The following is a 9871-nucleotide window of genomic DNA, read 5'->3' as shown; positions in this document are numbered from 1 at the left end:
GGTGGGATCCACCCAGCGCTTTGGGGTGCCCCTGGGCTACGGCGGCCCCCACGCTGCCTACTTTGCCACCCGCGAGGCCCACAAACGGCTGCTGCCGGGGCGGCTGGTGGGGATCTCCCAAGATGCCCAGGGCAGGCCGGCCCTGCGCCTAGCCCTACAAACGCGGGAGCAGCACATCCGCCGCGACAAGGCCACCAGCAACATCTGCACCGCCCAGGTGCTCTTGGCGGTGGTGGCCTCCATGTATGCCGTCTATCACGGCCCGCGCGGCCTGCGGCAAATTGCCGAACGCATCCATCGCCAGGCCCATCACCTAGCCGCCGGGATCCGGGATCTGGGCTACAGGGTGGGGCCAGAGTATTTCTTCGATACCTTTTGGGTGAAGGCAGAGTCCCCCGAACAGGTCGGCCAGATCCAAGAGCGGGCCGCCCAGCGGCGCATCAACCTGCGGCGGATCGACGAGACAACTCTAGGGATCAGCGTGGACGAGGCCACCACCTCTCAAGATCTGCGCGATCTCTGGGAAATCTTCGCTGGCTCCAAGGAGCCAGCCTGGGATCCCGAAGGCCTGAGTTCGGATCCCCACCAAAGCCTGCCGCCTCAGCTCTTGCGCACCACCCCCTACCTCACCCATCCGGTGTTTAACCGCTACCACTCGGAAACGGAGCTGCTGCGCTATATCCACCGCCTGCAGAGCCGGGATCTCTCCCTTGTCCACTCCATGATCCCCTTGGGCTCCTGCACCATGAAGCTAAACGCCACAGCCGAGATGCTGCCCATAACCTGGCCGGAGTTTGCCCAGCTCCATCCTTTTGCGCCTCTGGAACAAGCTCGCGGCTATCAAACCCTCTTTGCCCAGTTGGAGCGAATGCTGGCAGAGATCACGGGCTTTGCCGGCGTCTCCCTCCAGCCCAACGCCGGATCCCAGGGGGAATATGCCGGCTTGCTGGCCATTCGTCGCTACCACCAGGCCCGCGGGGAAAGCCAGCGCCAGGTGTGCCTGATCCCCACCTCCGCCCATGGCACCAACCCCGCCAGCGCTGTCATGGCCGGGATGCAGGTGGTGAGCGTAGCCTGCGACAGGGCCGGCAACATCGACCTCGAAGACCTGCGGGCCAAGGTGGAGCAGCACCGGGAACGGCTGGCCGCCCTGATGATTACTTACCCCTCCACCCATGGGGTGTTTGAGGAAGGGATCCGCGAGATTTGCCAGATAATCCACGAGGCCGGGGGGCAGGTGTACATGGATGGGGCCAACCTCAACGCCCAGGTGGGCCTCTGCCGTCCTGCGGAGCTGGGAGCCGATGTCTGCCATCTCAACCTACACAAGACCTTCTGCATCCCCCACGGCGGCGGCGGGCCGGGGGTGGGGCCCATTGCCGTTGCCCGTCATCTCCTGCCGCATTTGCCCGGTCACCCGTTTTTGCCTGGTTGCAACGGCCCGGTCAGTGCTGCCCCCTGGGGCAGCGCCAGCATCCTGCCCATTGCCTGGGCCTACATCCGCCTCATGGGATCCGCCGGCCTTACCCTAGCTACCCAAGTGGCCCTCCTCAACGCCAATTACATCGCCAAGCGGCTGGATCCCTACTACCCGGTGCTCTACAAAGGGCCAGGGGGATGGGTGGCCCACGAGTGCATCCTGGATCTGCGCCCCCTCAAGAAAAGCGCCGGCATTGAGGTCGAGGATGTAGCCAAGCGGCTGATGGACTACGGCTTCCACGCCCCCACCATCTCCTGGCCAGTGCCGGGGACAATGATGGTGGAACCCACTGAGAGCGAATCCCTAGAAGAGCTGGATCGCTTCTGCGAGGCAATGATTGCCATTCGCCAGGAGATTGCTGCCATTGAGCGGGGCGAGATGGATCCCGTGCGCAATCCCCTTAAACTTGCCCCCCACACCGCCGAGGTAGTGGCCGCCGATCACTGGGATCGCCCCTACCCTCGATCCCTAGCCGCCTATCCCCTCCCGTGGGTCAAGGAGCGCAAGTTCTGGCCCAGCGTCAGCCGCATCGACAACGCCTATGGGGATCGTCACCTGGTGTGCAGCTGTCAACCTTGGCTGGAAGGCTGAATTAAGCTGCCTGCGGCTGGTCCAGCTCTGAGGAAGAGGGAATGGGCTGCCCGGCCTCTTGCACAAGGCGCTCAGTCTCTGGCAGCGAAGCCAGCACCTGCGGCAGCACCTCCTTATCGGCCTCAACAGCCCTCTCCGTTTCTTGCAGGAGCTCGATCGAGGCCTCGGTAAGCAGGTCAGCCACCTGAGACAGTTGCGCCTTCAGCGAGGCGTTCTCTCGCTCCAATTGCACCAACCGCCCTTGCAGGCTATCCATTTGCCGATCTCGCTCTCCCAGAGCTGCTTCCAGCTCACGGTTGCGGGCCTCCAACGCTTGGCGGGCTGCCTCTGCTTGGTTCAGCCGTTCTGTTAAGCTTGCCAATTCATCCTCCAAACTGGTGAGGCGACTCACCTGTTCCAAAAGTTGGGCATTTTCTGCTTTCAGTTTTTCAATCAACGCCTGAGCGCTCAACAGATCTGCCTTGGTAGAGTCCAGGTCGTAACAGACTTGGTCATAGTTGGCAATTAGCTCGCCTAGTCGAGCTTCTTTCTCCTGCAGTTCTTCTCGCAGGGAACGAATCAAGCGATCCCTCTGTTCGACGCACTGCTGTAACTGTTCGACCTGCTGTCGTAGAATAGGCAGTTGAACCAAAGCCTTCTTGGCTAGGCCGAGAATTTCCCTGAAGCTCTCCTGCAGGCGGCTGTAGGAGTAATCCAATTTGGCAAAGGCTTCGTTGAGCGCAAGGTAAGCCTTGCATACCTCCATGTAGCGCTGGGCCAGAGAAGTGGGGTGATCCATGATGTCCAGGTGGGGGTGCCGTGTCTATTTTATGCCGTTCATTCTATCGACCCAACCCGGAAAAGAGGTTATTCGCTACAACAACTGGGGGATTAACTTTACTTTAAGATTTTCCTCTCTCTAGGCAAGCAGCTCACGTCCTGCCCCGACAGGATTCAAACTCTCTGGCAAAAACGGCCGTTAAGAGTAGCACATTTTTACTCCCATCGAGGGGATCACACATTTAGCGTCTGGAGCAAAAGATTCAAAATTGAAACACTAGATATAGTTCAAAAGAGGGCTTCTGCTGGCTCAGGCAGGCTGCGCCTCCGGGATCCCCAGCGCTTCCAGATGGGCGGCGGCCCGCAACAGGTTGGCCTCTTGGTAGGGGGCAGCCACCAGTTGGACGCCAAAGGGCAGGGATCCGCCCTCGCGCAGCGGCACCGACAGCACCGGCAGGCCGACAAACGAGAGGGGCTGGGTGTAGAGACCCAGGTTGGGCCGGGTGAGGACTTCCACCCCAGCGATCACCATCTTCTCTTGGCCGAGCAAGGGGGCAGAGCAGGGGGTGGTGGGGGCGATGAACAGGTCGATCTCTTGAAAGAGGGCCTGAAGCTGCTGGCGATACCAGCGGCGAAAGCGCTGCGCCTGCACGATCCAACTGGCGGGCAGCAGAGCGCCAGCCAAAAGGCGATCCCGGGTCGCCGGGTCGAAGTCGTGGGGACGAGTTCGCAGGTGATGCAGGTGCAGGTTGGCTCCCTCGGCAGCCGTGATCAGGAAGGCAGCGGCGCGGGCGCGCTCGGCCTCCGGGATCCGCACCGTTTGCTGGGCTCCCAGGGCCTGGGCCACTTTTTCCACGCCGGCCAGGATGTGGGGCTCTGCTCCCCTCAGGAAGTAGTCATCGGCCACGGCAATGCGCAAGCCTTGGATCCCTTGCCCCAATTGCCCAAAGGTGGGATCCGCAGGGCGGCGAGCGCAGACGGGATCCTGGGGATCCGGCCCTTGCATGGCATCGAAGCTGAGGGCGAGATCGGCCACCGAACGGGCCAAGGGGCCCACGTGGTCAAAGCTGGGAGCCAACAGGGCTACTCCTGCCCGCGACAGACGGCCATAGGTGGGCTTGAGGCCGTAGATGCCGCACAAGGCGGCGGGCACCCGAATCGAGCCGTTGGTGTCGCTGCCCAGGCTGAGAGGTACCAAGCCCCCGGCCACGGCTGCTGCCGAGCCACCCGAAGAGCCGCCGGCACTGCGGCTGAGATCGTGGGGGTTGCGGGTGGGGCCGTAGTGGCTATTTTCGGTTACAAAGCCGTAGGCGTACTCGTCCATGTTGAGGGTGCCCACCAGGATTGCCCCTGCCTGCTTGAGGCGGGCCACCACCGTGGCATCTTGGGTGGCCGGGGGGTTCTCGCGGTTGATCGCCGAACCGGCCAGGGTGGTGAGGCCAGCCACGTCGAAGAGGTTCTTGACGGCAAAAGGCACCCCCGCCAGGGGGCCCACCGGGATCCCTTTGGCCACCTGTCGATCCAGCCGCTCCGCCGCCTGCAGGGCCGATGCTTCCAGCACGGCTGTAAAGGCATTGAGCTGGGGATCCCGCTGGCGAATCTGCTCCAGACAGGCGGCCACCACTGCCTGGGCGCTCACGGATCCCTGGCGGACGGCCCTGGCAATCGCGAACCCGTCGGCGCTGCCGAGAAGAGGGGGATCCGGGGTCATGGCTGGGGGTTGAAGGTAGGATCTGGCTCAACCGTCGGTGGCAGCGGAAACTCCAGTACCTGTTGAGCAAGGGGCAAAAAGCGGGCGAAGTTTGCGATCACCCCCGCCCGATGGTCCGGATGCAGGGGCAGTTGCAGCAGTTGGGCCATCGAGTCGACGTAGGTTTCGGGATCCCAGGGTTGCATCGGTTCAAGGGGTCGTCTGGGGAAAAGGTACCACAGGCCAGCTTGCCAAAACCAGCAGAAAGTTACCCAAGGCAGAATCCAAAGACAAGACCGTCCTCGGTTAAGGGGTGGCCGTCGACGCCGTGCTACCTGGCGGGGGCCAAAGGCGTTCGCGGGGCAAGACAGGGCGAGTCACGGCCTGCCGCTCCCATTCCTCTAAACCGGAGCGACGACCGGCAGCAGAACTGGGGGCACTGGCCTGCAGGCGCTTGCGGAACAGGCGCAACTGCTGTTGCTCGGCGGCGGGAGAAACACGCTGGGCAAAGAGGGGATGCAAGAGCTTCTCTTCCTGCTCAAACTGGGCCCGCAACTGCCGATAAAAGTGAAGGGTAGCAGAGGGATCCAACTGCTGCGGCTCACGCTCCGCCTGGTGCAAAAAGCGGGTCAGCTCCGGGATCTGATCCCGCAACTGTTGCTCCAGCCCATTGACCTGGCTGCTGAGCTGGGGATCCGCTGCCAGAGCCGTCCTGAGCAGCGGGTAGAGGACATGGCGCTCCAATTGAATGTGGCGGGAGAGGCGCTGCCGCAACCTTTGCACCCAGAGACGCCGCTGCTCCAGATCCAACTCCGAGGCCCGAGAGAGACGAGCCAAGAACTGCAGGATAACCCGGTGCTGTTCGGCACAAAGGGCAACCAGTGTAGACATAGCAGTTCCCTGGAGAAAAAGCTTTATCTTAGCTTAACTTTGTCAAGAGACAGCAGCGTGCGTAAGGGTACGGGACTGGTGCAGGTGTCTTGGCTACACCCCGACAGCAACCCCGGCAAAAGCTGCCCTCCGGTTGCTAGGCTTGCACAAGCCAGCGGCGTTTCCAGGCGGAAGTGGGCTCAAGGGGTGAAGTTTGCTGTTCCTGCTGGCGCTGCAGCCGAATTTGGGCTCTGTCTCCCTGCAAGGTGGGATCCCGGTAGGGCACAGCGGCGCGGGTTTTCAGGTGCTCCCGCTCCATGGGGGAGAGGGACGGCAGGTGATCCGGTTGGGGTGAGGCCACCGTGCCCGGCCAAGGGCGACCCACCGGCGGCGTCGAGCCAATGAAAAGCCCCGCCTCCAGCAAGGCTGCTCGCACCGCCGCCGCACAGGAATAGGTGGCCAGGATCCCGCCGGGGCGCATTCGCGCCGCCACTGCCCGCAAAAAGTCCACCGTCCACAGCTCCGGGCAGACGGAAGGGGAGAAGGGATCCAAAAACACCGCATCCGCCCATCCCAGCGGCACCCGGAGCAGGGTTTGGCGGGCATCTCCCCACAGCAGCGTTCCGCGCCAGCGCGGCGATTGCCAGGATCCCTCGTTGATAAAGTGTTGCCACTCCTGGCTAAAGCTCCAAGTGGATCCCACCCCCACCTGCCAGGCCTGGCGGGGCACCTGCGGGGAGCGCTCTAGGCCAATGACTTCTACAGGGCAGTCGGGCCGCACCTGCCAGATTGTCTCCAAGGCCAGGCCAGAGTTGTAGCCAAGGCCAAAGCAAATATCCAAAAGACAAATGGGATCCTCCGGATCCCGCTCCAACGGCAGCCGATCCAGCCGGCAAGGGCGGACGAACTTCTCCAGCGCTTCCTGAGCGGCGCCGCTGACGTTGTGAAAAGCCTGCCCAAACTCCTGGGAGAAAAAGGTCAGGGATCCATCCCCTGTGGTCAACACCTGCCACTGGGTTTCTGCGGTCATGGCTACTGCAAGTTTCTATTTCCAGCTTGGCGATTCTTTGATAGCTTGAGAACGTTAAGATGAGTTTCGCAGCTCACCGGCAGGGCTTGTAGATTCGGCTCTGGCCATCCCTAGCTAGGGGGGTACCTCAGCGGCTATGTCTTTACTGGATTGGTTTGCCGAGCGGCGCAAACAGACTTCTCTCAACTTGACAGGCAGCAGCCCCTTCGACAAAGAGCGGCAAGTGCGAGAGATTGCCGACGGCCTCTGGCAGAAGTGTCCAGCTTGCGACGCTCTCACCTACAGCAAAGATCTGCAGCAGAACTGGCAGGTTTGTCCAAGCTGTGGCTACCACCATCGCATCACAGCCCCGCAGCGGCTGGAGCAGCTTTTGGATCCCGGCTCCTGGCAGCCCCTCGACGAGCACCTGGCCCCCACCGATCCGCTGCACTTTTTCGACCAAAAGCCCTACGCCGAGCGCCTGGCCGCCTACCAGGAGCGCACCCAGCTCAAGGATGCCGTCCTGACCGGGTTGGGCACTCTGGAAGGGATCCCGGTGGCGATGGGCGTGATGGATTTTCGCTTTATGGGCGGCAGCATGGGCTCGGTCGTAGGCGAGAAGATTACCCGTCTCACCGAACGCGCCACCTGCGATCACCTACCCCTGATCCTTTTTTCGGCCTCTGGGGGAGCCCGTATGCAGGAAGGGATCCTCAGCCTGATGCAGATGGCCAAAACAGCAGCCGCTCTGCAAAGGCACCGCGAAGCCGGCCAGTTGTTTATCTCCGTGCTTACCCATCCCACCTATGGGGGAGTGACCGCCAGCTTTGCCATGCTGGGAGACTTGATCCTGGCCGAACCCGGCGCCCAGATAGGGTTTGCCGGGCCCAATGTTATCGAGCAAACCATTGGCAAGGGCAAACTCCCGGAGGGCTTCCAGACGGCTGAGTACTTGCTAGCCCATGGGCTCATCGATGCAATCGTGCCGCGGACTGAACTGCGCAAGCGCTTGGCCCAGTTGCTGGCCATGCACCGACCCCGCTTGCACATGTCCCTTGCCGCGCTCGATTCGACTTACGCCCTCGATCCCGCCAGGATCTGAGACGGGAAGTAAAGGTTGGATCCCTTTGTCTGCAGGCGGAGCAGTTAGCTCCCCTCTCCCAAAGGGAGAGGGGCCGGGGGTGAGGGATTGCTCCCTGGCTGAAGAGGAAGGGAGGGTAGCTGCCTCAACGGCACAGCGCGCCTAGATCCGGCAGACAATCTCAATCAGTGGGAAGTTGCCATGGCAAAGAAGGATACCCTCTCTGTTTGCAGAAGAGGGATTTTCTGCCGAGGGGGTCATAGCAGCAACCGATGGTGCTAAGGTGGGGCATGAGGTCTTGACTGGAAGCAATGGATTTTAAGCTACGCATCCGTACCGCCGAAACTCCGCAAGGGCAACAACTGGCGATTGTGCCGTTGGAAGGTCGCTTTGACGCCAAGGTCGCTTCCGAAGTGCGGCAGTTGCTGCAGCAGGTTTTGGATTTTGGTTACCACAACCTGTTGATCGACATGTCGGCGGTTACTTTTATGGATAGCTCCGGCCTGGGGGTGCTGATCTCGGCCTTGCGCAAGTGCCGGACTGCCGGCGGCAACCTCAGCCTCTGTTGCGTTCCGGAAAGCGTCGCCCTCGTCCTCAGCCTCACCTCGATGGAGAAGGTCTTGACCTGTTTTGACGACCTGGAGACGGCCATCGCCAACTTCTCCACCGCTTCCTCTGCTCGCTAGGCCGACATCTTGAGTTGCTGCGATGCCCTGCCTACGCCTCTGACTTTGTTCCCAGGATCTGTTGAGGATGCTCAGCCATGACCCAAGCTGGCCTCGATACCTTTCAGCTCCTTTACCAGCACCACCGTGGCCCCAGCTTTTGCGAGCGCATGCTGGCTACTGCTCCTGGCCGCTTCAATGAGACCTTTTGGCAGTTTTGGCAGCAGCATGTTGAGCCCTGCTTGCCCGCTGCGCCCTGCCTGCTGGATTTGGGAACGGGGCCGGGGTATGTCCTCCGGCAGTGGGCCCAGCGCTACCCCGGCGGACATTTCATTGGCGTAGATCTAATGCCCTACATGTTGGAGCGGGCAGCGGCAGACTTGAAAGGCGTCCCTGGCCTTCAACTGCTGCAGGCCGATCTCCACGATCCCCATTTGCCCCTGCCAGATTGCAGCGTTGACGCGGCTCAGGCGGTGGTGGTGATCCACGAGATGGTGCAGCCGGTGCGCCTGTTGCAAGCGGTGCGGCGCCTGCTCAAGCCAGGGGGGCGGTTTTTGCTGGTGGACTGGGTGCGCGCCCCACTTAGCCTCTACTTCGATGCGGCCACAGAAGCCCAACTGTTTCAGATGGAAACATCCCTAGACACCTTGGTGGATCAGTTTACCCACTTCTACGAGCACAACCGCTTCAGCGCTGAGGACTTGGCCTGGCTGTTGGAGAAGGTTGGCTTGAGAGTGGTGGCGCAAGAGCTCTACGGGCAAAATCGCTTTGTGCGCCTTGTGGCGGAAAAGCCCTAGAGGACTTCAGGGATCCGCCGCTCGGCCTGCACCTGGGCAAACACCTGCACCTCGGTGCTCATTTTGCGCAGTTGGCGGGCCAACTTAATGGCCTTGTCGCGGGGGAGAGGGGGGCTCACCACCGCCGGCAGGCAGCGCAACAGCGGCTTCAGGGCCGTCTTGGGCAGCCGCGCATAAAACGCCAAGGTGGAGAGGATCTCGTCTTCAAAGTAGGGGTTGCGGTATTCCAAAAGCCGCACTTGATAGAGTTCCGGCGGCAGAGGGCGTCCCTGGGCCAGGCGAATCAGGGATCCCACCGTCCCCATCACGTATAGACGATCCCCCCGCTTCAACAGGGTCTCGCCCTCTTTCTGCCAGATCTTGGGAAAAACACAGGGCCGGCCCGGTCGGGAGTGATGCAGCAAGATCGCCAGGTCGTAATCCTGGGCCAGTTGCCGTAGGGATAGCCCCAGGTAAGGGTCATGGGCCGAGACCTCCAGCAACGTCACCAGCAGCGTTTCCCCGTCCCAAGTCAAGGTGCCGTAAACGGATCCCACCAACGCTGCCGTAGCAAAAGCCCGCGCCCCCAGGGCCGTGGTGCTGTAGCTGGTTCCCAGCGTCTGCAGATGCCGCTGCATCCGCGCCGCCAGCTCAGGATCCGTGACCCGCAAAATGGTGCGGATCCCAGGTTGCAGGCTGTGGGCGGTCAGGGCGGTCTCGAGGTTGGTGAGATCGTCAGGCGTCGTGCAGATCAAAGAGCGGCTGCTTTGGATGCGAGCCTGTTGCAGCGTGCTGGCCAAGGCGTAGTTGCCCCGGATCACCACCGCCCCCTCCCGTTCCGTCGCCGCCAGCAGGGGATTGTCGCTGTCGGGCTCCACAACCACCACCTCATAGCCCATTTGCCGCAACAACTGTAGCACCAAGTAGCTCAGCCGTCCCAACCCCGCGAT

General features: G+C 61.9%; 10 protein-coding genes. 4 read left to right on the top strand and 6 right to left on the bottom strand.

Features of this window, described 5'->3' with window-relative positions; genetic code table 11:
- Positions 1–2071 (top strand): aminomethyl-transferring glycine dehydrogenase (gene gcvP / locus NW835_RS05540; RefSeq protein WP_414414735.1); only part of this gene is annotated, 2071 nt, incomplete at its 5' end.
- Position 2072: 1 nt separating this feature from the next.
- On the opposite strand, the gene NW835_RS05535 is transcribed toward gcvP, so the two are convergent.
- From NW835_RS05535 to NW835_RS05515, 5 genes are all read right to left on the bottom strand, one after another.
- A complete protein-coding gene (locus tag NW835_RS05535; protein WP_414414734.1) occupies positions 2073–2849 on the bottom strand; it encodes a hypothetical protein in 777 nt (258 codons plus the stop codon).
- Positions 2850–3140: 291 nt separating this feature from the next.
- Positions 3141–4541 (bottom strand): AtzE family amidohydrolase, encoded by a 1401-nt coding sequence (locus tag NW835_RS05530; RefSeq protein WP_414414733.1) that lies wholly within the window; start codon positions 4539–4541, stop codon positions 3141–3143.
- On the bottom strand, positions 4538–4726 hold the full coding sequence (locus tag NW835_RS05525; RefSeq protein WP_414333082.1) for a DUF4089 domain-containing protein: 189 nt from the start codon (positions 4724–4726) through the stop codon (positions 4538–4540). Before NW835_RS05525 ends, NW835_RS05530 begins: the two co-directional genes overlap by 4 nt.
- 100 nt (positions 4727–4826) lie before the next feature.
- Complete coding sequence (locus NW835_RS05520; protein ID WP_414414732.1) at positions 4827–5411, bottom strand: hemerythrin domain-containing protein; 585 nt, start codon at positions 5409–5411, stop codon at positions 4827–4829.
- A gap of 136 nt (positions 5412–5547) precedes the next feature.
- A complete protein-coding gene (locus NW835_RS05515) occupies positions 5548–6420 on the bottom strand; it encodes a tRNA (5-methylaminomethyl-2-thiouridine)(34)-methyltransferase MnmD (RefSeq protein ID WP_414414731.1) in 873 nt (290 codons plus the stop codon).
- A gap of 136 nt (positions 6421–6556) precedes the next feature.
- Between NW835_RS05515 and accD the strand changes: the two genes are divergently transcribed.
- From accD to NW835_RS05500, 3 genes are all read left to right on the top strand, one after another.
- A complete protein-coding gene (gene accD / locus NW835_RS05510) occupies positions 6557–7501 on the top strand; it encodes an acetyl-CoA carboxylase, carboxyltransferase subunit beta (protein WP_414366485.1) in 945 nt (314 codons plus the stop codon).
- A 290-nt stretch (positions 7502–7791) separates the two neighbouring features.
- A complete protein-coding gene (locus NW835_RS05505; protein WP_414333076.1) occupies positions 7792–8166 on the top strand; it encodes an STAS domain-containing protein in 375 nt (124 codons plus the stop codon).
- 77 nt (positions 8167–8243) lie between these two features.
- A complete protein-coding gene (locus tag NW835_RS05500) occupies positions 8244–8942 on the top strand; it encodes a class I SAM-dependent methyltransferase (RefSeq protein WP_414333075.1) in 699 nt (232 codons plus the stop codon).
- Here the strand turns inward: NW835_RS05500 and NW835_RS05495 are convergent.
- Positions 8939–9871, bottom strand: a 933-nt coding sequence (locus NW835_RS05495) for a potassium channel family protein (protein WP_414414730.1), incomplete at its 5' end; no start/stop codon positions are given. The genes NW835_RS05500 and NW835_RS05495 overlap by 4 nt on opposite strands.

The organism is Synechococcus sp. OH2, from assembly GCF_047462155.1.
GTDB lineage: Bacteria > Cyanobacteriota > Cyanobacteriia > Thermostichales > Thermostichaceae > Thermostichus.
The sequence above is the reverse complement of the archived record's forward strand: the minus strand, read 5'-3'. Positions and strand labels throughout refer to the sequence as shown.

Excerpts from the sequence above, each read along its gene's own strand:
- NW835_RS05520 (WP_414414732.1), bottom strand. The coding sequence starts at position 5,411 with ATGTCTACACTGGTTGCCCTTTGTGCCGAACAGCACCGGGTTATCCTG.
- NW835_RS05525 (WP_414333082.1), bottom strand. The coding sequence starts at position 4,726 with ATGCAACCCTGGGATCCCGAAACCTACGTCGACTCGATGGCCCAACTG.
- NW835_RS05515 (WP_414414731.1), bottom strand. The coding sequence starts at position 6,420 with ATGACCGCAGAAACCCAGTGGCAGGTGTTGACCACAGGGGATGGATCC.
- NW835_RS05505 (WP_414333076.1), top strand. The coding sequence starts at position 7,792 with ATGGATTTTAAGCTACGCATCCGTACCGCCGAAACTCCGCAAGGGCAA.
- NW835_RS05500 (WP_414333075.1), top strand. The coding sequence starts at position 8,244 with ATGACCCAAGCTGGCCTCGATACCTTTCAGCTCCTTTACCAGCACCAC.
- NW835_RS05530 (WP_414414733.1), bottom strand. The coding sequence starts at position 4,541 with ATGACCCCGGATCCCCCTCTTCTCGGCAGCGCCGACGGGTTCGCGATT.
- accD (WP_414366485.1), top strand. The coding sequence starts at position 6,557 with ATGTCTTTACTGGATTGGTTTGCCGAGCGGCGCAAACAGACTTCTCTC.
- NW835_RS05535 (WP_414414734.1), bottom strand. The coding sequence starts at position 2,849 with ATGGATCACCCCACTTCTCTGGCCCAGCGCTACATGGAGGTATGCAAG.